The sequence below is a fragment of the Bradyrhizobium sp. CCBAU 25360 genome (genome assembly GCF_028128695.1).
Taxonomy (GTDB): Bacteria; Pseudomonadota; Alphaproteobacteria; order Rhizobiales; family Xanthobacteraceae; genus Bradyrhizobium; species Bradyrhizobium ottawaense.
Genome location: NZ_LBJA01000043.1, coordinates 462,683 through 484,254, shown reverse-complemented (window position 1 = coordinate 484,254; position 21,572 = coordinate 462,683). Strand labels below are relative to the sequence as shown.

Below are 21,572 nucleotides of genomic sequence, written 5' to 3'. Positions count from 1 at the left end.
TAGAGGCGCAGGTGGGCCTTCCGAAGCCGAAGGCCATTTTTACGTTAACCGGCGGTTGAGTCCGAAGCCGAATGTGAGGGATCGGCGGGCACGGGCCGGCGCAAGGCCCCTGCGGGGGCCGCCCTGCGCTATGATGCGCGGAATGAGAATTGTGGGCCAATTCATACTTAATCCCTGGAGACCATGAGCAATATTGTTTGCGCGTCGCAACGCGCCTAATATTCCGGCAGGCAATTTCGGGGGCTCGAACAAGTCGTGAATGTCCGTTCACATGACAGCGCATTGCGCGGTGACTTGAATTTCCAGGTCGGGTCCCAGGCACACAAGACCAGGACCGTGGTTGATCCCGCACTTAAGGAGTTGCGTCCCGCCGGCCGCGAGCGGCTGATCGTCGTCGAGGACGATCCGGTGACGCGGACCATGCTGGTCGGCTATTTCAGCGAGAACAATTTCGACGTGGTCGGCGCCAGTTCCTGCGCTGAGTGCCGCCAGGCGTTGCGCGCCCGAACCGATCTCATCTTCCTCGACGTGCAACTGCCCGATGGCGACGGCTTCGAGCTCGCCAAGGAGATCCAGGCGACCAGCAACGCGGGCATCATCTTCGTGACGCGCCGCGACACCGACGTCGATCGCATCCTCGGCCTCGAGATCGCCGGCGACCACTACGTCACCAAGCCGATCAATCTGCGCGACCTGCTGGCGCGCGCACGCAGCGTGCTGCGGCGACGCTCGCTCGACCGCAAGGCGGCGCGCAACCACAATTCGATCGCCTTCGGCGACTGGATCATCGACCTCACCCGGCGTGAATTGCTCGGCAGCGACGGCAAGCCTGTGGCGCTGACGCGCGCCGAATTCGACCTGCTCGCGGCGCTCGTCGGCGCCGACGGACGGCCGCTCAGCCGCGACTATCTGATCGAGGTCGTCAGCAACCGCCAGGCCGAGGTCGACATCCGCACGGTCGACGCGCTGGTAGCACGACTGCGCCGCAAGCTCGTCGGCAGCGGTACGCCCGTGATCGCGACTGTCACTGGCGTCGGCTACAAGCTCGCGCTCAGCGAGCGGCTATAGGAACTTGTCGTCAGCGCGATGCGACGCGCTTCCATCGCGCTGCGATGCGAGCCTTGATCTGGCTGACCCTGGCCTCGTGCGCGGCCCAATAGGCGCGGCTGGCGGCTGCGGTGCCTTGGCGATAGCGGGCATAGACGGCTTTGGGCTGCGCCGCCATCTTCGGGCGGCTCGCGGGTTTTGCCGGAGCTGCTGCAGGTGCTGCGGAAGTGGGCCGGGGCGCCGGATCCGGAGCGGCCGCAACGTCGGTCTCAAGAGCCTTCGAATTCATGGCGGCAAGACGGTTACGGGCGCGGTTGCAATAGACCTGCGACCGCGCGGTCATCGCTTCCTCGCCATGGCCTGCTCGATACTTCATGAGCGCGCGGCACATGTCCCCGCCAGCCAGCCGCCACGCCTGGCTGAGATAAAGCACCCCATAATGGATGTTGATGTCGGGTTCGGCGAGTTCCGCCTCGCTGCCCTTGAAGCCCAGCATCGCGGCCGTCTCGGGCCGCACCTGCATCAGGCCGATCTCACCGACGCTGCCGACGACGGCCGAATTGTAGCCGCTTTCGACGAAGACGACCGCTTCGGCGATATCGGCCGGCAAATTGGTGTTTGCGGTTTCTCGCTCGATGATCTTCCGGATCATGGACCGGGATGACGGCGTTTCGCCGGCACCGAGCTCCGTCCTGGAGATCGCCGACGTCGTGTCCGGCCGGCCCAGATCGCCGTCTCCAGCCTGTGCGCAGATCGGGGCCGACAACAGCAGGACGACCGCCACGTGTCTCCACGTCGCGCCGAGATTGGAGTATGCCCGATCCCACAGCATCGGTCCGTCATAGAGCCCCGGAGTTAACAAACCGGCCTCCGCTGCGGCGACTAGCGCGCGCGGGCGCTCTGATCGGTGGACGTCGCTTGCGCAGGTTCAGCCAGCCGGTCGTCGATCGCATAGAGCGTGCAGGTGGGCGACCATTTCATGCAGGCCGCTAGCGAATCGCGCCGGGCGTCGTCGGCCGTGATGTGTCCCGAACGCCGGCCGTAGCCGCCGTTCGGCGACACCGCGAAAGCCTTGTGCGGCAGCATGCTGGCGAGATAGCGCGCGAACTCGGCCCGCGCGGCCTCGTTGAGCTGGCGCGGCGGCGGCAGCGGGTCGGGCGGGCTCAGGATATCGCGACTGAGGAGGCCGCGCTCGCGCAGGAAGGCGTCGACATAGGGCGTCCATTGCGCACGGCTCGCCACCGCATAGAGGTAGTGGCCGTCGTCACCGAACGGCGGCGCCGCGATGAATTTTGCGTTGCCACCACTGGTGCGAAATCCGTCATGGAGGCGGCGCGCGAGGTCGGGGCCGAAATATGAATCGTTGGTCGCATAGACCCACAGCATCGGCGCGCGCGAGGTCTTGCCGAAGGTGGCGAAGGCCTGCACCAGCCCATCGGGATTGCAGACGTCGTCGTCGTCGCGCGAGCCGCGGCCGCCCGCGAAGTTGATCGCGGCGACGAGACCGGCCGGTGCCTGCGCGGTCAGTGCGACGGTGGCGAGCCCGCCGGCGGAATGACCGGCCGCGATCATGCCTGTTGTTGTGACGTCGGTCCGGCGCGCCATCGCATCGATCGCGGCGCGCAAGTCGGCAACCGCGACCGCGGCTGCAGGCAGGTAAGCGGCTTTCGCGCAGCCGCCGACGCTGTCGACGCGACCGCCAGGCGAGGTGCCGTAGCCGCGCCGCATCACGATCAGCGCGGCAAAGCCGCGCCGGGCGTATTCGAGCGCAATGCCGTAATATTTATGCGCGGACATCGTCGCGCGGTCGTCGAAGCTGCGCGGCGAGCCGTGGCTGAGCAGCGCCAGCGGATAGCGCTTCGTCCCGGCCGGGCGCACCAGGAAGGCCTCCAGCCCCTGTGGCCCGGCCTCCGCCATGGGGATACGGAGATCCTCGGTGTAGAACTCCGCAGCACGCGCCGGCGCACCGGCCACGACGAGGCCGGCGATCAGCAGAAGCAGCTTGCGTGAAAGAGCCATTGGGCGATTCGGAGGGCCTCGATGGCCGGAAGCATAGCATGATCTCCTTGCTTGAACCGTGACCTCGCAGCTATCGCCGTCGTCCTCAGGATGACGGGACGGGCGCCGCCTGTGTCGCCCTCTGTCAACCCATCCCCACAAAAATATTCCACTTTGCCGAAATTCGGTTTTGTCGTATCTATCGCACATCCCGGCTCACCCAAGGGGGGCGATCATGTGTCGTCACGCATCGCGAGCCGGGTTTGCGGTGGACGCGGCAGCGTCGGCACGAGAGGCGCGGGCAGGGCGGGGTGTCCCTGTGAGCCCGAGGCTTCGTGCGACGAGCGGCGCTGCTAGGCTTCGTCTCGTCTGTAAGTTTCCGGCTTCGTCGACAGGGCCAGGAAAAACTGCGGCGAAATGGCGGGCCGTGCGTACGGCAAAACCGTGTGGTCCTGGCCGTCGTTGCTACGGTCAAGTCCTTCGGAGGTGCGAGCGAGCCCAACCGGGCAGACTGCATCATCCAATTCGCGGGGCGAGGGAGGCCAGAAGGAATGGTCGGCTCCCGGGAGATCACGGCATAAGCCGTCCAACCACTGCGCAGGGAAGGCCGAGTGATTGGCCACACCTGTATGCTGCTGTGCGGTTCTTTCTGCGTGTGCATTTCGCGCAGCGGACCGCGGGTGCGAGCCAGCACCCGGCCTTCCCTGCGCCCTCTTGGATTAGAGGGTGGAGCGACGAAGCAAAGCTCGGGCGAATCAAGCCGCGAGGCCGCGAAGGCATGTCCTCATTGAAGATCTCACATCGATGATGCAGGCTCAGATTCATGACCGTCGCAAGGCGAGCCTCCGTTTCGCGGTTGCGCGGGTATGACTCTGGGGGGCGCGGACTTTCGCTGCAGCCACCTACCCAGGGAACGCCTTCCCCACCGCGGGTGTTGTGCCCCTTGGCGGGGACCCGGCCGATGCTATGGTGTCGCGCTATCTCAGTACGACAGGACGAGGATATTTCAGTGGCTGATGTTCATCCCGGGGCGGGCAAGCAGGCTTCGCCGGACGCGCTCACCAATATTCCGCGGCTGGTGACGGCCTATTTCGCCGGCAAGCCCGACGTCGCGGATCCCGCGCAGCGCGTGGCGTTCGGCACCTCCGGCCATCGCGGCACCTCGTTCAAGAACACTTTCAACGAAGGCCATATCCTCGCGACCACGCAGGCCATTTGCGACTACAGACGGGAAAAGGGGCTGACCGGACCGCTGTTCATCGGCATCGACACTCACGCGCTGGCCGAGCCGGCACTGGTCAGCGCCGTCGAGGTGTTCGCCGCCAACGGCGTCGACATCATGATCGACAAGGACGGCGGCTACACGCCGACGCCGGTGATCTCGCACGCGATCCTCACCTACAACAAGGGCCGCACATCGGGTCTCGCTGACGGCGTCGTCATCACGCCCTCGCACAATCCGCCGGAGGATGGCGGCTACAAATACAATCCGCCGCATGGTGGGCCGGCCGATACGGACGTCACGGGCGTTGTCGAGAAGCGCGCCAACGCCTATCTCGCCGACGGCCTCAAGGGCGTGAAGCGCATCGACTATGCCAAGGCGTTGAAGTCTTCGAACGTCCATGCCACCGACTTCGTCACGCCTTACGTCGCCGATCTCGGCAATGTCGTCGATCTCGACCTCGTCAAATCCGCCGGCATCAAGATCGGCATCGATCCGCTCGGCGGCGCCGCCGTACACTACTGGCATCCGATCATCGAGCGCTACGGCCTGAAGGCCACCGTGGTGAACGAGGCGATCGACCCGACCTTCCGCTTCATGACGGTGGACTGGGACGGCAAGATCCGCATGGACTGCTCCTCGCCCTACGCGATGGCGAGCCTGATCGCGATGCGCGACCGCTTCGACGTCGCCTTTGCCAACGACACCGATGCCGATCGCCACGGCATCGTCACGCGCTCCGGCGGCCTGATGAATCCGAACCATTATCTGGCGACTGCGATCTCCTATCTGTTCGCGCATCGTCCGAACTGGGGCAGGGATGCTGCGATCGGCAAGACCGTGGTGTCGAGCTCGATCATCGATCGCGTTGCCAAGAAGCTCGGGCGCAAGCTGGTCGAGACGCCGGTCGGCTTCAAATGGTTCGTCGACGGTCTCCTCACGGGCGGCTTCGGATTCGGCGGCGAGGAGAGTGCGGGCGCCTCGTTCCTGCGCCGTGACGGCGGGGTGTGGACGACCGACAAGGACGGCGTCATCCTTGGCCTGCTCGCCGCCGAGATCATGGCGAAGACCGGCCGCGACCCCAGCCAGCTCTTCAATGATCTGACCGCCGAGTTCGGCGTGCCGCATTACGCGCGCATCGACGTCGCCGCGACCGGACCGCAAAAGAACATCCTCAAATCCGTCACGCCTGAGCAGCTCGGTCTGAAGGATCTCGCCGGCGACCCCGTCCGCGCAACGCTCAGCAAGGCGCCCGGTAACGGCCAGCCGTTCGGCGGAATCAAGGTCGAGACCGATTTCGGCTGGTTCGCCGCGCGGCCGTCAGGGACCGAGGACGTCTACAAGATCTACGCCGAGAGCTTCCGCAGCACCGAGCACCTGACGCGGATTCAGGAGGAGGCCAAGGCAGGACTGGCGAAGGTGTTCGGGGCGTAAAGCGCCGGACCAAATCGCCGTATCGCCTTCTTCGACCAAGGGTAGGTCTCGCCATCACACGGTGTCATCAGTGCGCAATTGCGCACAGGGGGCGGGCGATCCGGGCAGAAATTGTCTGAACCAATGTCCGCTGCGGAGTCCTGGATTCCCCGCCTCCGAATTGCTTCTGCTGGTATGTATACATTCATGAAGCTATAGGTATCTAAATGCGCCGATTTCGGCCTTGAATAATTCCATCCCTCAGCTATTGTATACATAACGCATACATACGCCGTGGGAGTGAGACCAATGACAAAGCCCTTCCCCATGAATGCCTGGTACGCCGCGGCCTGGGACGCGGACGTGAAAGCTGCGCTGCTGCCGCGAACCATCTGCGGCAAGCATGTCGTGATGTACCGGAAGGCCGACGGTGCGGTCGCCGCGCTGGAGGATGCCTGCTGGCACCGTCTGGTGCCGCTGTCCAAGGGCCGGCTCGAAGGCGACACCGTCGTCTGCGGCTATCACGGCCTGAAATACAACGCGCAGGGGCGCTGCACCTTCATGCCCTCGCAGGAGACCATCAACCCGTCGGCCTGCGTCCGCGCCTATCCCGTGGTCGAGCGCCATCGCTACATCTGGCTCTGGATGGGCGATCCCGCGCTGGCCGATCCCGCGCTCGTGCCGGACATGCACTGGAATCACGATCCGGCCTGGGCCGGCGACGGCAAGACCATCCACGTCAATTGCGACTACCGCCTCGTGCTCGACAATCTCATGGACCTCACCCATGAGACCTTCGTGCACGGCTCCTCCATCGGCAACGACGCGGTGGCGGAGGCGCCGTTCGACGTCACTCATGGCGAGAAGACTGTCACGGTAACGCGCTGGATGCGGAACATCGAGCCACCGCCGTTCTGGGCGAAACAGCTCGGCAAGACCGGCCTGGTCGATCGCTGGCAGATCATCCGCTTTGAGGCGCCATGCACCATCGCCATCGACGTCGGCGTGGCGCCGACAGGCACCGGTGCGCCGGAAGGTGATCGCTCGCAGGGCGTCAACGGCTTCGTGCTCAACACCATCACGCCCGAGACCGAGAAGACCTGCCATTATTTCTGGGCCTTCGTGCGCAACTACCAGCTCGGCGAGCAGCGCATCACCAGCGAGATCCGCGAGGGCGTCTCCGGCATCTTCCACGAGGACGAGCTGATCCTGGAAGCGCAGCAGCGCGCGATGGACGAAAACCCCGATCGCATCTTCTACAACCTCAACATCGACGCCGGCGCGATGTGGACGCGCAAGCTGATCGACCGGATGGTAGCGAAGGAAAACGGGCCGCAGCACCTTCAGGCGGCGGAGTAGGCCAGGTGAAAGCAGCAGCCCCCGAACGTGAGGTCGACCGCTCCGTCTCGCAGACCGTGAAGGCGCAGCTTGCGCTGCGCGACCAGATCCTGTCCGGCTCTCTGCGGCCGGGCGAGCGCATCTCCGAGCTCCAGGCGGTGGAGACCACCGGCGCCTCGCGCACCCCGGTGCGCATGGCACTGGTGCGGCTGGAGGAGGAGGGCCTGCTGGAGGCGATCCCGTCCGGCGGCTTCATGGTGAAGGCGTTTTCGGAACGCGACATCTCCGATTCCATCGAGCTGCGCGGCACGCTGGAAGGGCTCGCCGCGCGCTTCGCCGCCGAGCGCGGTGTCTCCGCGCGCGAGCTCGAGCCGCTCAAGGAGTGCCTTGCCGCGATCGACGAATTGCTGCGCCAGGTGCCGATCTCGATCGAAGCGTTCTCGTCCTATGTCACGCTGAACGCGCGCTTCCACGCCCTGCTCACGGAATTGTCGCGCAGCCCACCCTTGGTCCGCCAGATCGACCGCGCCTCGGCGCTGCCGTTCGCATCCCCGAGCGGCTTCGTGATGGCGCAATCCGCATTGCCCGAGGCGCAGCAGATCCTGATCATCGGGCAGGAGCACCACCGCGTCGTGATCGACGCCATCGAGAACCGCGAAGGCGCGCGCGCCGAAGCCGTCATGCGCGAGCATGCGCGGCTCGCGGTACGAAACTTGAGGCTCGCGCTGCGCAACCGGACCCATCTCGACCTCTTGCCGGCGCTGGCGCTGATCAAGACCGCAACCGATTGAGGGCAGTGCCATGCGCTTCATCGAAACCTGGATTCCGGCAACGCTGGTCGCGACGCGCGATCTCGCTCCCGGCATCCGCGAATTCCTGATCCGGCCTGATCGGTTCGACGCCGCCGCCTATCCGGTCGGCAGCCACATCAATATCAGCGTGACCATCGACGGCCTGCCGGAGACGCGGTCCTATTCGCTGGTCGGCGAAGCCACCTCGGCCGGCTTCAAGATCGCGGTGCGCCGTGCCGAGGATTCCCGCGGCGGCTCCCGCTACATGTGGCAGCTCGCGCCGGGCGCGCGGCTCGACATCACCCAGCCCGCTTCGCTGCTCGCGGTCGACTGGGCTCGCGAAAGCTATTGTCTGATCGCCGGCGGCATCGGCATCACGCCGATCCTCGGTGCCGCGCAGGCGCTGGCGCGGCGCGGCGTGGATGTCACGCTGCACTATGCGGTGCGCTCGCGCGCCGAGGCTGCCTATCTCGACGATCTCGCCGCGATGCTCGGCGATCGCCTGGTCGTTCATGCCAGCGATGAAGGCAGACGACTCGACCTCGATGCGGTGTTCGCGTCATTGCCGCAAGGCGCGTTGTCGCTGTTCTGTGGCCCGATGCGGATGCTGGATGCCGCGCGCCACGCCTGGATCGGCGCGGGCCATCCGCTGCCCGACCTCCGCTACGAGACCTTCGGCTCCAGCGGCACGCTGCCGACCGAGACGTTTCGCGTGCGCCTGAAGGGCTCCGACGTCGAGCTCGAAATCCCGCGCGAGCGCTCGATGCTGGACGTGCTCAACGCCAGCGGTCACGACGTGATGTACGATTGCAAGCGCGGCGAATGCGGCCTCTGCGCCATCGACGTGGTCGAGGTCGACGGCGAGATCGACCACCGCGACGTCTTCTTCAGTGACCATCAGAAGCAAAGCAACCAGAAGATCTGCGCCTGCGTCTCGCGGGCCCGTGGCACCATCACGGTGGACACGCTGCTGCGCGCGGACGCGGTTTGAGCGAGCCTTGAGCTGGACTCCATTAAGAAGGAATGGACGGCGCCGCGGGCTCGACCTCTCCCGCTTGCGGGAGAGGTCGCGCCGAAGCGCCGGGTGAGGGCTCTCTCCTCTGAGGGAGTGTCCCGTTGCGGAGACACCCTCTCCTCAACCTCTCCCGCAAGCGGGCGAGGGGGCTCACCGCCGTCGTGGTCGTCACTAGCTCAAATCTAAGTTCCACCTACGCCGCAAACGTCGCCCGAAGCTTCTTCGTATCCAGCAGCGCCAGCACGCCGTCCACCGACACCGGCCGGCTGATCAGATAGCCCTGCACCTCGTCGCAACTGATCTGCCTGAGATAGTCGAGCTGGTCGGCGGTCTCGACGCCCTCGGCGACGACGGCGATGCGCAGGTCGCGCGCGAGCGAGATCACCGATTTGACGATGGCGGCACAGTCGGGCTGCACCAGCATGTCGCGGATGAAGGACTGGTCGATCTTGATGCGGCTGAACGGCAGCTTGCGCAAATAGGTGAGGGAGGAGAAGCCGGTCCCGAAATCGTCCAGCGCCACGGTGACGCCGAGCTGCAGCAGCGCGTTCAGAACCGGCTCGGCCGAGCCGTATTTCGACAGCAGCATCGATTCCGTGATCTCGATCTCGAGCCGGTGCGGGGCGATCTTCGCCTCCGCGAGCGCCTGTACGATGATCTGGAGGATGCCGGCGTTGTGAAACTGCGCGGCCGAGAAGTTCACGGCGACCCTGATGTCGTCCGGCCACTCGGCAACCGTCGCGCAGGCGCGGCGGACGACCCATTCGCCGATCTCGTGGATCATCCCGGTCTCTTCCGCGATCGGAATGAATTCGCTCGGCGGCACCAGTCCGCGCTCAGGATGTTGCCAGCGCAGCAGCGCTTCGAAACCAGTGATCCGGCTTTGGTCGAGATCGAGGAACGGCTGGAACACGAGGAACAGCTCGTTTCGCGCGATCGCGCCCTCGAGGTCGGATTGCAGCGCCTTGCGATCGCGTGACACCCTGTCGTCGCTGGTCTCGAAGAAGCGGATCGTGCCGGGGCCCGCCTTCTTGGCGCGGTAGAGGGCGGCATCGGCATTCTTCATGACGTCGAGCGGCGTGGTGCCGTCGCGCGGCGCCAGCACGATGCCGACGCTGGTCGCGCCCACGATCTGGCGGCCCTCGATGCGGAACGGTTCAGTGAAGGCGGCGACGAAGCGTTCGGCGATCTCGAGTGCATCCTCGGGACGCGCCAGATTGGCCATCACCAGCGCGAACTCGTCGCCGCCGATGCGTGCGACATGCTCGGCGGCGCGCGTGCAGCGTCGCAGGCGGCTTGCAACCTGGACCAGGAATTCGTCGCCGGCGGGATGGCCGAACTTGTCGTTGACCTCCTTGAAGCGATCGAGATCGAGCAGGAGCACCGCAAACTCCTCGCCTGACAATGCCAGCCGCTTGAGCGCGGCCTCGAGCGTCTCGTTGAAGGCGACGCGGTTGGGCAGGTGGGTCAGAGGATCGAGCCGCACGGTGCGCTCCGCCTCGATCTGCCGCATCACGCGCCGCGCGAACGAGAACGAGTTGACGAACACGCCGCGCAGCAGCACGCTGCCGTAGACCACGACGAGGAAGGCGATCAGCAGGAAGGCCAGATCGCCGTTGCTGCCGAGGCAGATCGCGATCCCGACGAAGATCGGGGCCGTGAAGGCGATCGCTGCGATCGGGATGGTGGCGAAGGCGAGCGCGCCGCCGGCCAGCATGCCCGAGCACAGGCAGGTGATGACGAGCTGGCCGCCGGTCGAAGCATTATTGAAGAAGGCGACGGGGACGATGCCCCAGGCGGTGCCGAGGACGAAGGCATTTTGCACCAGCCGGTGCATGGCGCGGCGCGAGACGAATTGCGGCTTGGTGATGCGGCGCGCGGCGCGGGATTGCAGACCGAACATGATCGCGCCGCCTGCGACAGCGCCTGCCCAGATCAACGCAAGAATCCTGTCCGGCGATTGCCACAGTGCGATCGCGAGCACGATGGCGTTGCAGGCATTGGCGAGCATGATGCCGACCGAATAGCCGAGCACCAGCGACATCTGTTCGGCGCGGATATGGCCGGCCAAGGCTTCGTCGGTTGCGGGACCGCCAAAGGCCGACAAATCGCCCGCGAACAGCCGCGCGACATAGCTGGTCGTTTGAGTCCGCATTTCAGAGCCTAGCAGGACGGGCCGTTGGTCGGCTCCTTCAGGGAGAATTCGCCGCAAACCTTTGACGAACTATGAATTATCCCTGACTGCGGCCTTCGCCGCGACCATTTCTGCGTGTTCGTGACGCGATATCGATAACAAATCGATACAAATGCAGACTTCGACACTTACGGAGGCGGCTGGAGGCCCTGTTCGGCCAGGAAATGCGTGAGCCCATCGACCTGCCGCGAGCCCACGAATGCGCCTATGTAACCGTCAGGACGCACCAGCACCCAATCCCCGGGCGACACGGCGTATGCGTCGCGAAAGTGCTCGCTGTCGTCGACGAGCTCGGCATCCGGGCCGATACGGTGGATGTGCAGTCCAGTGCACGCCGATACGGTCTCGCGTTTCACCTGATAGCCAAGCAGCGTCCAATGAGTCCCCTTGAGCAACGCGAACAAGCGTATGGGTTGTCCGGCGGCTCCGCGTAGCGGCGCATCCGGCGCGCGGGCTCCCGCGGACGGGCCTGCCATGCGCCCTGGTTTTTCCAGTGCCAAGGGCGATCCCGGATAGCCGATGTCGAGTTGCTGCACCTCGCGGCCGCGCCTCATGTCGCCGCGCTTGGCCGCCTCCAGCAAGTCGGTGGAAAGGCCGAGCACCTTTGCAGCGACGGGGCGTCGTTCTGCCTCGTAACTGTCGAGCAGAGTTGCGGACGCACCGCCGATAACGCTCGCCAGCTTCCAGCCCAGATTGTAGGCATCCTGCACGCTGGTATTGAGACCTTGTCCACCTGTCGGAGGATGGATGTGAGCCGCATCGCCGATCAGAAATGCACGGCGATCCCGGTAGCGATCGGCGAGTCTCGCATTCATCTGATAGGCCGACGCCCAAAGCACGGACTGGATGCGGATGTCGTTGCGTCCCGTGCGCTCGGCGACCATGGCCGACAGCCCTTCGGCGGACAGATCGATCTCGCCATCGAGCTGAACGGGTGCCTGCAACTGAAACAGCTCCGTTCCGGCCAGTGGGCACAGCGAAATCTGGCGGTCCATCGCGCCATCGTGGAAGCGGTGCCACGCCAGGCGGTCCAGGCCCGTCAGCACGACATCGGCCACCACGGCTCGTACGCCGAGCGTCTTGCCTTGAAAACCAATGCCGAGTGCGTGACGCACGAAGCTGCGGCCGCCGTCTGCACCGACGAGGTAACGCACGCGGATCGTCTCTTCGCCGGCCCGGCCTGAAAGGCGCGCAGTCACACCGTCCTCATCCTGCTCCAGGCCGACCAATTCGTAGCCAAATTCCACCCGCCCGCCGAGTTCGAGCAGCCGTTCGCGCATCACGCCCTCGGTCAGGAATTGCGGGATCATCAGCGCCATGTTGTAGGGCTCGGCCGGGGTGGGGGCTGCGTGCTCTGCAATCTCCGACTCGATGAAGCTGCCGTCATCGCGGTATTTGCGCTGCGGCGGGTAGAGACCTCCGGCGGCAACGATGCGGTCGATGATGCCGAGATCCTCGAAGATCTCGAGGGTTCGAGGCTGGATTCCCTTGCCGCGAGACCCATGGAACGGACCGGCTTGCTTCTCGATCAGCCGAAAAGACACGCCTCGCCGCGCGAGGTCGATGGCGAGCGTAAGGCCGGCCGCACCTGCTCCGCAGATCAGAACGTCCGCCGTGAATTGCTTTGTCATGGCATCCTCAATATGTGTAATATGCACACATTAGGCAGAGGGTCATCGGGATGTCAAGAAAGGTGCAAAATACACATATTAAAAAGCAGGTGCGCTCGCTTCACGAAGCGTTGATCGACATCGTCAGTGTCATGAACCGCCGGCAGGGCGACGACATGATGATCCGCGAGGCGGGCATCTCGCTCGATCGTGCGCTGTTTCCGCTGCTCGTCGGCATCGAGCGGCGCGGCCCGATCGGAGTCGTCGACCTCGCGGATCGCATGGGGCGGGACTACACCACGGTCAGCCGGCAGGTCGCGAAACTGGAAAATCTCGGCTTGATCAAGCGCCACGCCAGCGAAGCGGATCGCCGCGTCAGTGAAGCCACCATCACGCCCAGCGGCAAGGCCATGACGGACGCGGTGGACAGGGCACGCGAACGGATTGTCGGGGGGATGTTTGCGACCTGGGACGATCAGGATGTGGAGGATCTGGTGCGCCTGATGCGCAAGCTCGCCGACGCCATGATGGCGCCGGGCGAGTCAGCTTGAAATCGATTGCGATAGGGCGGCTTGTCACCGCCCGAGCTGCTTGGGGTCGTAATAGAACCGCTCCTCGATCAGCTTGTCGCCGCGCCAGGTTTGCCACGCGATCTCGTCCAGCGTTCGTGCGACACCCTCTGCGTTGGTGAAGCTGAACGTCCAGCGCGTCGCGACATGGTCGCCGTCGATCAGGCTCGGTCCGATGCGGACGGCCCTGACCTCTTTCGAGGCCGCCAGCACGGCACGCTCCTTGGCGACTAGCTTGTCACGGCCGATCGTCGGAGCGCCGTTGTTCTCATAGGTCGCGGCGTCGGGCGTGCAGAACTGCTCGATCGCACCGATGAAATCCCCGGCCTCCAGCCGCTGCGCAAAAGCTTCGACGACGTCACGGCTCGGCATATCAAACCCCGCAATTAAAACCGACTGATAGTCGGTAAATACCGACCGGTGGTCGAAAAGTCAACTGGCTGCTTCTGCCGAATTCGATTAGACGAGACCCATGGCAAAACAGGCGGAGCGGCGGGCGGCGACATCGGAGGCGATCCTGACGGCGGCGCGCCGCCTGTTCGGGACGCAAGGCTTTGCCGCCACCAGCATGGACGAGATCGCGGCGGCGGCCTCTGTCGCCAAGGGTGCGGTCTATCATCACTTCAAGACCAAGGAGGCAGTGTTTGAAGCCGTGTTCGACCAGGTCTCTCGGGATCTCGTCGTCGAGATCGACAGCGCCGCCCGCGCCGAGAAGGATGTGCTCGCGGCGATGGTCGCCGGCACGCAGCATTATTTCGCGGCGACCGCCAAGGGCCCGACCGGCCAGATCATCCTGCGGGACGGGCCGGCCGTGCTCGGCTGGGAGAGGTGGCGCGAGATCGACGCACGGCATTTCGGCGGCAAGCTGCCACGTGCGCTCTCGGTGGCGATGGAGACCGGCCTCATCGCAAAGCAGCCGGTCGAGCCGCTGGCGCGGCTGCTGCTCGGCGCGGTGACGGAGGCCGCGGTCGCCTGCGCCGGGCGCGCCGATATCGCAAGGGCGGGTGCGGAATATGCCCGTGCGTTCAAGTCGCTGGTCGAGGCGCTGCGCCATCGCGCATGATTGTGCTAGTGACGAACCAGAAACGCCCACACAACAAGAAGACTAGCGCATGAACGCAAATTCCTCTCTCGCATCCACCGATCCCGAATTCGACTACATCATCGTCGGCGCCGGCTCCGCCGGCTGCGTGCTCGCCAACCGTCTATCGGCAAGCGGCAAGCACAGCGTGCTGCTGCTCGAGGCCGGGCCAAAGGATTCCAACATCTGGATCCACGTGCCGCTCGGCTACGGCAAACTGTTCAAGGAGAAGACGGTCAACTGGATGTACCAGACCGAGCCGGAGCCTGAGCTGAAGGGACGTCAGGTGTTCCAGCCGCGCGGCAAGACGCTGGGCGGATCGAGCTCGATCAACGGTCTGCTCTATGTCCGCGGCCAGCACGAGGACTACGACCGCTGGCGTCAGCTCGGCAACACCGGCTGGGGCTATGACGACGTGCTGCCCTACTTCAAGAAGGCCGAGAACCAGTCGCGCGGGGCCGACCAGTATCACGGCAGCGGCGGCCCGCTGCCGGTTTCCAACATGGTCGTGACCGATCCGCTGTCAAAGGCCTTCATCGACGCCGCGGTCGAGACCGGTCTGCCCTACAATCCCGATTTCAACGGCGCCACGCAGGAAGGCGTCGGCCTGTTCCAGACCACGACGCGCAACGGTCGGCGCGCCTCGACCTCGGTGGCCTATCTCGGGCCGGCGAAGGCCCGCGGCAATCTCAAGGTCGAAACCTCCGCGCTCGGCCAGCGCGTGCTGTTCGAGGGCCGCCGCGCCGTCGGCGTCGAATATCGGCAAGGCTCGCAAATCCGACGTGCCCGCACGCGCAAGGAGATCGTGCTGTCGAGCGGCGCCTACAACTCGCCGCAGCTGCTGCAGCTCTCCGGCGTCGGGCCCGGCGACCTCCTGCGCAAGCATGGCATCGATGTCGTGCTGGATGCGCCGGGCGTCGGTCACGACCTCCAGGACCACATGCAGGTCCGCATCGTGATGCGCTGCTCGCAGAAGATCACGCTGAACGACACCGTCAATCATCCGCTCCGCCGCACCATGGCCGGCGCGCGCTATGCGCTGTTCCGCAAGGGGTGGCTGACGATTGCGGCGGGCACGGCGGGCGCGTTCTTCAAGACCAGCCCGCGGCTGGCCTCGCCCGACATCCAGGTTCACTTCCTGCCGTTCTCGACCGACAAGATGGGCGAGAAGCTGCATGATTTCTCCGGCTTTACCGCCTCTGTGTGCCAGCTCCGTCCTGAGAGCCGCGGCTCCCTGCGCATCAAGAGCGCCGATCCGACGGTGCCGCCGGAGATCCGCATCAACTACATGTCGACCGAGACCGACCGCACGACCAACGTCGAAGGTCTGAAGATCCTGCGCAAGATCTTGAATGCGCCGGCGCTGAAGCCGTTCGTGGCTGGTGAGTACGATCCCGGTGCGAAGGTATCCACGGACGCCGAGTTGCTCGATTATTGCCGCGAGCGCGGCAGCACCATCTACCATCCGACCTCGACCTGTCGTATGGGCAATGACGCGCTCGCGGTGGTCGACCAGCGGCTGAAGGTGAGGGGGCTCGAAGGCCTTCGCGTCGTCGACGGCTCGGTCATGCCGGACCTCGTGTCGGGGAACACCAACGCCCCGATCATCATGATCGCCGAAAAGGCCTCCGACATGATATTGGAGGATGCGCGGTAATTTCGCTGCTTGAGAGGGTTTGGACTTGGCTACGCGATTCAAGATCGGCACACGCAAGAGCGCGATGGCGCTGGCACAGACGGAAGAGATCGCGCGCCGCCTGACCGCCGCCGTGCCCGGTCTCGACGTCGAGATCGTCAAGTTCGACACCACGGGCGATCTCGACCAGACCAGCAAGCTCCTGCCGCATGGCGGCAAGGGCGGCGCCTTCGTGGCGCAGATCCGCGCCGCGGTGCTGTCGGGCGAATTGCAGGCGGCGATGCACTCGCTGAAGGACATGCCGGGCAATGAGGACACGCCCGGCCTCGTCATCGGCGCCACCTTGTCGCGCGATCCGCCGAACGACGCGCTGGTGCTGCGCGACGGGGTGACGCTGGAGGCGCTGCGCCAGTCCCGCGGCAAGGGTTTTAAGATCGGCACCAACGCGGTCCGCCGGGCCGCTTACGCGCGACGCCTGTTGCCGGATGTAGAGGTGATCCACTTCCGCGGTGCCGCCGACACGCGCGTCCGAAAGCTCGACAATGGCGAGAAGCAGCGCCTGCCGGACGGCGGCACGGTGGGGCCGGCCGATGCGCTGATCATGGCGCGTTCGGGCCTCGACCGCGTCGGCCTTGCCGGCCGCATCGCGTACGAATTCACCGCAGCCGAGATGCTGCCCGCGGCGGGGCAGGGCATCGTTGCAGTCGAATGCGCGGCGCAGGACTGGCAGACGCGGCAGATCCTGTCGTCGATCGACGATCCCGCCGCGCATGCCAGCGCGGACGCCGAGCGCGAGGTCTTGTGGGTGCTGAACGGCCACTGCAATTCGCCGGTGGCGGGTTTCTCGACCATTGCCGGCGATCAGATGTCGCTGACGGCCTCCGTGCTCGACCTCTCCGGCAACACCATCATCGAAGCCTCGCGCGAAGGCCCCGCCAATCGGCCGCGTGAGCTCGGCCGTGCCGTGGGTCTGGATCTGCTGACGAAGGGCGCCGCCGAGATCATCGAGCGCAGCCGGCCGCGCTAAGCCTTCCCGCGAAAGCGCAACCGGCCATCTTATGATTCCGCGCCTGATTTGCCCGACGTGTCAAACTCGCCTCTGAGCCGCGCGTGGCAGGCCCAGAGTTTTCAATGACTTGTCTACTGTGCATGGGGTTGTTTTCGCGTTTTTGTTTCCGCGCCCGTTAGGGCGGGCGAATTACCCCCGCACCCGCCTGATCATCTGCTCGACATGGGCGATCGGCGTTTCCGGCTGGATGCCGTGGCCGAGATTGAAGATGAAGCGGCCTTGAGCAAAATTGGCCAGCACGTTGTCGACCGCGCGGTCGAGCGCCGCGCCGCCCGTGATCAACACCAGCGGATCGAGATTGCCCTGCACGGCGACCTTGCTTTGCACGCGTTCGCGAATGAAGCCCGGCTCCGCGGCCCAGTCGATGCTGACCGCATTGACGCCGGTCGCCTCGACATAGCCAGGCAATTGCGCACCGGCCCCGCGGGGGAAGCCGATGATCTTCGCATCCGGCACCTTGGCCCGCACGCCCTCGACGATGCGGCGGGTCGGCTCGACCGACCAGCGCGCGAACTCGGCCGGCGGCAGCACGCCCGCCCAGGTGTCGAAGATCTGCAAGGCATTGGCGCCGGCGGCGAGCTGCAACAGCAGATATTGAATCGAGTTCTCGACCAGCACGTCGATGATTTTCGAGAACGCCTCCGGATGCCGGTAGGCCATCATCCGCGCCGGCGCCTGATCCGGCGTGCCCTGGCCGGCGACCATGTAGGTCGCAACCGTCCACGGCGCGCCGCAGAAGCCGATCAGCGCGGTCTTTGGATCGAGCGCGCCGCGGACGAGCTTGAGCGCCTCGAACACCGCCTCGAGCATGCCGAAGTCGGCGCGCGCGGCGAGCGTTGCGACCTTCGCCGGATGATCCAGCGGATCCAGCCGCGGGCCCTCGCCGACCTCGAACCGCACCGAGCGCCCGAGCGCATAGGGGATTACTAAGATGTCGGAGAAGATGATCGCCGCATCGAAGCCGAATCTGCGGATCGGTTGCAGCGTCACCTCGGCCGCAAGCTCCGGGTTGAAGCACAGATCGAGGAAGCCGCCGGCCTTGGCGCGGACCTCGCGATATTCCGGCAGATAGCGGCCGGCCTGCCGCATCATCCACATGGGCGGGATGCTCTGGCGCTGGCCGGAGAGCACGTCGATGAAAGGTTTCGTCGCAGATTGGGGCACGAATGGTCCTGAGAAAGGTTATGGCCTCTGATACACCGCTCCGGCCCTCAGCGGAACAGGGGAACCAGCGCAATCGGGCCGCGTTGACCAGCCGATGGAGGACATCATGGCTGAGACATTCAATCCCGCGCCGCATGACAAGCACGCCGACGATCTGCGTGAGGCGCTCGTCGCCGACCGGCAATCCAAGCTCGACGCCGGGCTCAGGGACAGCTTCCCAGCATCTGATCCCGTAAGCGCCACCCAGCCGACGCCCTCGAAGGCCGATGCGGAAGCCGACAGTCCCTCGCTCTGGGACAAGGTGAAGGCGATCTTCAGCTAGGGGAAGGCGACGCCGGGATTCCGATCGGCTTGCTAATACCTTGTTAGCGATGTGCTTATCGCGGCGTCCGTAGGACTACTGGAAACCGTGTAGATGGCTACGTATTCCAGTAGTGATTTCAGAGTTCAATAATAGAAGCGGCAGAGTTTCCGACGATCGGAGAATTCTGCCGCATGAGCCTTGCGACCCAACGAGCTGGATGGAGCCGTCTGCCGCTGCGCGCGGCGGCGTTCGTTGTGCTGACCTGCGCGACCATCCTCGGCGTCAGCGGCTGGCGGGAATGGGCTGCGCGCGACGCGGTGCTCAGGGGCGCCGAGACCGAGATGGCGAACGTTGCCCGCTCGCTGACCCAGCATGCCGAGGACAGCCTCGATCTGCTGGATTCCGGCGTCGTCGGCGTCGTCAGCCGGCTCGAGATGGACGGCACTGCACCGGCCACGATCGCCAAACTGCGCACCCTGCTGGAAGTACGCAAGAAGGCCATCGAGCGCGTTCACAGCCTCGCCATCATCGACGACCAGGGCAACTGGCTGACCTCGCCCGGGACGATCGGCTCAACGCTCAGCGACGACGCGTTTTTCCGCTATCATCAGCTCTCCCCGAAACGAGAGCCCTATGTCGGCCGTCCCGTAAAGAGCCTCCTCGACGGCCAATGGGTCGTCACCCTGTCGCGCCGCTTCGACAAGCCCGACGGCAGCTTCGGCGGGGTCGTGCTCGCGACCATCAGCTCAAAATATCTTTCGCATTTCTACGAGCAGTTCGAGATCGGCCGCAACAGCTCGGTTTCGCTCACGCATGGCGATGGCCTGATCATCGCGCGCAACCCCAGCAACGAGACATTCGTCGGACGCAGCGTTTCCGACAAGCCGTTATTCCGCGACGCGAGCCTGCAACGGCCGAGTGGGGCCTACTATTTCAAGTCCCCCCTGGACGGCGCCGAGCGCGTCAGCTTCTTCAAGCGCAGCAGCCGTTTCCCGCTCCTTTTGCTTGCCACAGTCGACAAGGACGAGTTGCTCGCGCCCTGGCGCGCCGCGGCAATCTCCCGCATGCTCTACGTCGTCGCGCTGGTGATGCTGATTGCGGTCATCGGCGCCGTGCTGGTGCGACAGTTGCAGCGCGGCCAGCGCATGGCCGCGGCCCTGGTCGAGAAAGAGGCGCATTTCCGCCTGCTCGCCGAAGGCTCCAGCGACATGGTGACGCGCATCGGGCTCGACGAGCGGCTGCGCTATGTCTCGCCCTCGTCCGCGCGGGTCGTCGGCTGGCGCGCCAATCAATTGATCGGCACGCCGGCGCTCGCGGGCATCAATCCGGAGGATCTGCCGGAGGTCCAGGCGATCGTCGACGCCATGAAGCGTGGCGAGCGGGAGGAGGCGCGCCTCACTTATCGCAACTCGCACCGGCAGAACGGCGAAGTCTGGCTGGAATCGACCATGCGGGTGACGCGCAAGGACAATGGCCGCGTCGACGGCGTGGTCGCGATCTCCCGCGACATCACCGAGCACAAGAAGCTGGAAACCAGGCTCGAGACGCTCGCGATCGAGGACAGCCTCACCGGCCTTGCCAATCGCCGCCGCTTCGACGAGCGGCTGAAAGAGGAATGGGCGCGCGCCTATCGCGACCGCTCGAGCCTTGCTTTGCTGATGATCGATGTGGACCACTTCAAGGCCTATAACGACGAATACGGCCATCCCGCGGGCGATGCCTGCCTGCGTCTGGTCGCAAAGATCATCGCGGCCGAGACGCAGCGCGCCGGCGATCTGGCGGCGCGCTATGGCGGTGAGGAATTCGCCATGCTGCTGCCGAACACCGATGCCGCCGGCTGCGCTCTTTTCGGCGAACGGATCCGCAGCGCCATCCACAAGGCCGGCCTCGTTCATGCCACCAATCTGGAATCCGGATGCGTCACCGCCTCGGTCGGCGGTGCGACCTGTCGGCCGGCGCTGGAACGCACGGCGGGCGTGGCCTCGCTGGTTGAGGCTGCCGACCGGGCGCTCTACGCCGCCAAGGATGCAGGCCGCGACCGCCTGGTGATGTCCGGCGAGCTCATGAATTTGATGCCCAAGGCCTCCGGCCAGTAAGACGGCTCAATAATGTGGCGGAGGTTCGTTGGCTGGTCCAGGCGCATTGGCCTCGGCTTCCTGCAGCCGCTCGCCGAGTTCTGCGATCTTCCGCGTCAGCAGATCGATCTGCTTCCACTGCGCGGTGATGGTCTGGTTCAACGTCTCGATCGTGTCGTCCTGGTAGGCGAGGCGCGTTTCCAGTGTGTCGATGCGCTCGCTCAGCGTCTTGATCTCATTCGTCACGCGTCGCATCCTTGTTTCGTTCGCGCAAACCGGATTCTTGCAGGCCGGATTCTTGCAGGCCATGGCCGAGCGCGACGCGCTCATCGAACACGAAGCATTCGCCGCGCCAGCGGCTCTGCGCCTCCGGCACCTCTTCCAGATATTTGAGAATGCCGCCCTTGAGGTGATAGACCTCGGCAAAGCCGCGCGCGAGCAGATGCGCGCTCGCCTTTTCGCAGCGGATGCCGCCGGTGCAGAACATCGCGATCCTGCGGTGCTTTGCCGGATCGAGCCCGACGGCGGCAAAGTCCTTGAACTGGCCGAAGCTCCTGATGCCGGGATCGACGGCGCCTTCGAACGTTCCCATCGCCACCTCGAAGGCGTTGCGGGTGTCGAGCAGCAGCATGTCGGGCGCCGAGATCAGGGCGTTCCATTCGCTCGCATCGACATAGGTGCCGACCTGGCGGGTCGGATCGGCAGCCTCATCGCCAAGCGTGACAATCTCCTTCTTCAGCCGCACCTTGAGCCGCCTGAACGGCATCGCTTCGGCGGCCGAGAATTTCAATTCGAGATTGTTCAGCCTGCCGCCGAACATGTCACCGTGCGTGAGCTCGCAGGCGAGGGCGTCGATTGCCTCCGGCGCACCGGCGAGCGTGCCGTTGATGCCCTCATGCGCGAGCAGCACGCTGCCCTTCAGCTTAAGGCCGGCGCAGAACGCGCGCAGGGGTTCGCGCAGCTCGCGGTAATCCGGGAGTGCGGCGAATTGGTAGAACGCGGCGACCTTGATCGAATCCGGATCAGACATGGCGGCTCGTTTAGCA

Annotated in this window: 19 protein-coding genes; 11 read left to right on the top strand and 8 right to left on the bottom strand. The window is 65.2% G+C overall.

Annotated elements, in window-relative coordinates:
• The first annotated feature begins 255 nt into the window (after positions 1–255).
• Positions 256–1,068: a response regulator transcription factor gene (locus XH81_RS29275; RefSeq protein WP_028141790.1), complete on the top strand. Its 813-nt coding sequence runs from the start codon at positions 256–258 to the stop codon at positions 1,066–1,068.
• A gap of 10 nt (positions 1,069–1,078) precedes the next feature.
• Here XH81_RS29275 and XH81_RS29270 read toward each other — a convergent pair whose 3' ends face one another.
• Both XH81_RS29270 and XH81_RS29265 read right to left on the bottom strand, forming a co-directional pair.
• On the bottom strand, positions 1,079–1,831 hold the full coding sequence (locus XH81_RS29270; RefSeq protein ID WP_080670145.1) for a transglycosylase SLT domain-containing protein: 753 nt from the start codon (positions 1,829–1,831) through the stop codon (positions 1,079–1,081).
• A 98-nt stretch (positions 1,832–1,929) separates the two neighbouring features.
• The gene (locus XH81_RS29265) at positions 1,930–3,066 is read right to left on the bottom strand and encodes an alpha/beta hydrolase family protein (protein WP_028141788.1); all 1,137 of its coding nucleotides are present in this window, start codon (positions 3,064–3,066) and stop codon (positions 1,930–1,932) included.
• Between the two features lie 940 nt (positions 3,067–4,006).
• On the opposite strand from XH81_RS29265, the gene pgm reads away from it, so the two are divergent.
• From pgm to XH81_RS29245, 4 genes are all read left to right on the top strand, one after another.
• Positions 4,007–5,701 carry a phosphoglucomutase (alpha-D-glucose-1,6-bisphosphate-dependent) gene (pgm, locus tag XH81_RS29260; protein ID WP_085967707.1) on the top strand — a complete coding sequence of 565 codons (1,695 nt, stop codon included), beginning with the start codon at positions 4,007–4,009 and terminating at the stop codon, positions 5,699–5,701.
• Positions 5,702–5,989: 288 nt separating this feature from the next.
• Positions 5,990–7,039, top strand: coding sequence for an aromatic ring-hydroxylating dioxygenase subunit alpha (locus XH81_RS29255; RefSeq protein WP_028141786.1), 1,050 nt, complete (start codon positions 5,990–5,992; stop codon positions 7,037–7,039).
• Positions 7,040–7,044: 5 nt separating this feature from the next.
• Positions 7,045–7,809 carry a GntR family transcriptional regulator gene (locus XH81_RS29250; RefSeq protein WP_028141785.1) on the top strand — a complete coding sequence of 255 codons (765 nt, stop codon included), beginning with the start codon at positions 7,045–7,047 and terminating at the stop codon, positions 7,807–7,809.
• Between the two features lie 10 nt (positions 7,810–7,819).
• Entirely contained in the window at positions 7,820–8,800 is a 981-nt protein-coding gene (locus XH81_RS29245; RefSeq protein WP_028141784.1) for a PDR/VanB family oxidoreductase, read from the top strand.
• A 217-nt stretch (positions 8,801–9,017) separates the two neighbouring features.
• Here XH81_RS29245 and XH81_RS29240 read toward each other — a convergent pair whose 3' ends face one another.
• Together XH81_RS29240 and XH81_RS29235 are read right to left on the bottom strand one after the other, a co-directional pair.
• A complete protein-coding gene (locus tag XH81_RS29240) occupies positions 9,018–10,979 on the bottom strand; it encodes a putative bifunctional diguanylate cyclase/phosphodiesterase (protein ID WP_028141783.1) in 1,962 nt (653 codons plus the stop codon).
• A 167-nt stretch (positions 10,980–11,146) separates the two neighbouring features.
• On the bottom strand, positions 11,147–12,649 hold the full coding sequence (locus XH81_RS29235) for an FAD-dependent oxidoreductase (protein WP_028141782.1): 1,503 nt from the start codon (positions 12,647–12,649) through the stop codon (positions 11,147–11,149).
• 50 nt (positions 12,650–12,699) lie between these two features.
• Between XH81_RS29235 and XH81_RS29230 the strand changes: the two genes are divergently transcribed.
• Positions 12,700–13,179: a MarR family winged helix-turn-helix transcriptional regulator gene (locus XH81_RS29230; RefSeq protein ID WP_028141781.1), complete on the top strand. Its 480-nt coding sequence runs from the start codon at positions 12,700–12,702 to the stop codon at positions 13,177–13,179.
• A 24-nt stretch (positions 13,180–13,203) separates the two neighbouring features.
• On the opposite strand, the gene XH81_RS29225 is transcribed toward XH81_RS29230, so the two are convergent.
• Complete coding sequence (locus XH81_RS29225) at positions 13,204–13,569, bottom strand: nuclear transport factor 2 family protein (protein WP_028141780.1); 366 nt, start codon at positions 13,567–13,569, stop codon at positions 13,204–13,206.
• Between the two features lie 100 nt (positions 13,570–13,669).
• Between XH81_RS29225 and XH81_RS29220 the strand changes: the two genes are divergently transcribed.
• From XH81_RS29220 to hemC, 3 genes are read left to right on the top strand one after another with little or no spacing between them, the layout of a single operon-like run.
• Positions 13,670–14,260: a TetR/AcrR family transcriptional regulator gene (locus XH81_RS29220; RefSeq protein WP_028141779.1), complete on the top strand. Its 591-nt coding sequence runs from the start codon at positions 13,670–13,672 to the stop codon at positions 14,258–14,260.
• 49 nt (positions 14,261–14,309) lie between these two features.
• Positions 14,310–15,935 carry a GMC family oxidoreductase gene (locus XH81_RS29215; RefSeq protein ID WP_028141778.1) on the top strand — a complete coding sequence of 542 codons (1,626 nt, stop codon included), beginning with the start codon at positions 14,310–14,312 and terminating at the stop codon, positions 15,933–15,935.
• A 25-nt stretch (positions 15,936–15,960) separates the two neighbouring features.
• Positions 15,961–16,941 (top strand): hydroxymethylbilane synthase, encoded by a 981-nt coding sequence (hemC, locus tag XH81_RS29210; protein ID WP_028141777.1) that lies wholly within the window; start codon positions 15,961–15,963, stop codon positions 16,939–16,941.
• Between the two features lie 171 nt (positions 16,942–17,112).
• On the opposite strand, the gene hemE is transcribed toward hemC, so the two are convergent.
• On the bottom strand, positions 17,113–18,147 hold the full coding sequence (gene hemE, locus XH81_RS29205; protein ID WP_028141776.1) for a uroporphyrinogen decarboxylase: 1,035 nt from the start codon (positions 18,145–18,147) through the stop codon (positions 17,113–17,115).
• 106 nt (positions 18,148–18,253) lie between these two features.
• Here hemE and XH81_RS29200 point away from each other — a divergent pair, with 106 nt between their 5' ends.
• Together XH81_RS29200 and XH81_RS29195 are read left to right on the top strand one after the other, a co-directional pair.
• Positions 18,254–18,469: a hypothetical protein gene (locus XH81_RS29200; protein ID WP_028141775.1), complete on the top strand. Its 216-nt coding sequence runs from the start codon at positions 18,254–18,256 to the stop codon at positions 18,467–18,469.
• Between the two features lie 173 nt (positions 18,470–18,642).
• Complete coding sequence (locus XH81_RS29195; RefSeq protein ID WP_028141774.1) at positions 18,643–20,547, top strand: sensor domain-containing diguanylate cyclase; 1,905 nt, start codon at positions 18,643–18,645, stop codon at positions 20,545–20,547.
• A gap of 6 nt (positions 20,548–20,553) precedes the next feature.
• Here XH81_RS29195 and XH81_RS29190 read toward each other — a convergent pair whose 3' ends face one another.
• Both XH81_RS29190 and trhO read right to left on the bottom strand, forming a co-directional pair.
• Positions 20,554–20,772 (bottom strand): SlyX family protein, encoded by a 219-nt coding sequence (locus XH81_RS29190; protein WP_028141773.1) that lies wholly within the window; start codon positions 20,770–20,772, stop codon positions 20,554–20,556.
• Complete coding sequence (trhO, locus tag XH81_RS29185) at positions 20,762–21,556, bottom strand: oxygen-dependent tRNA uridine(34) hydroxylase TrhO (protein ID WP_028141772.1); 795 nt, start codon at positions 21,554–21,556, stop codon at positions 20,762–20,764. The genes XH81_RS29190 and trhO overlap by 11 nt, the downstream gene beginning before the upstream one ends.
• Positions 21,557–21,572 lie beyond the last annotated feature (16 nt).

Bases quoted from the DNA above. Each gene is read 5' to 3' on its own strand.
- XH81_RS29220 (WP_028141779.1), top strand. From the start codon at position 13,670: ATGGCAAAACAGGCGGAGCGGCGGGCGGCGACATCGGAGGCGATCCTG.
- XH81_RS29235 (WP_028141782.1), bottom strand. From the start codon at position 12,649: ATGACAAAGCAATTCACGGCGGACGTTCTGATCTGCGGAGCAGGTGCG.
- XH81_RS29200 (WP_028141775.1), top strand. From the start codon at position 18,254: ATGGCTGAGACATTCAATCCCGCGCCGCATGACAAGCACGCCGACGAT.
- XH81_RS29245 (WP_028141784.1), top strand. From the start codon at position 7,820: ATGCGCTTCATCGAAACCTGGATTCCGGCAACGCTGGTCGCGACGCGC.
- XH81_RS29215 (WP_028141778.1), top strand. From the start codon at position 14,310: ATGAACGCAAATTCCTCTCTCGCATCCACCGATCCCGAATTCGACTAC.
- XH81_RS29265 (WP_028141788.1), bottom strand. From the start codon at position 3,066: ATGGCTCTTTCACGCAAGCTGCTTCTGCTGATCGCCGGCCTCGTCGTG.
- XH81_RS29240 (WP_028141783.1), bottom strand. From the start codon at position 10,979: ATGCGGACTCAAACGACCAGCTATGTCGCGCGGCTGTTCGCGGGCGAT.
- XH81_RS29225 (WP_028141780.1), bottom strand. From the start codon at position 13,569: ATGCCGAGCCGTGACGTCGTCGAAGCTTTTGCGCAGCGGCTGGAGGCC.
- XH81_RS29230 (WP_028141781.1), top strand. From the start codon at position 12,700: ATGTCAAGAAAGGTGCAAAATACACATATTAAAAAGCAGGTGCGCTCG.
- XH81_RS29195 (WP_028141774.1), top strand. From the start codon at position 18,643: ATGAGCCTTGCGACCCAACGAGCTGGATGGAGCCGTCTGCCGCTGCGC.
- pgm (WP_085967707.1), top strand. From the start codon at position 4,007: ATGCTATGGTGTCGCGCTATCTCAGTACGACAGGACGAGGATATTTCA.
- XH81_RS29255 (WP_028141786.1), top strand. From the start codon at position 5,990: ATGACAAAGCCCTTCCCCATGAATGCCTGGTACGCCGCGGCCTGGGAC.
- trhO (WP_028141772.1), bottom strand. From the start codon at position 21,556: ATGTCTGATCCGGATTCGATCAAGGTCGCCGCGTTCTACCAATTCGCC.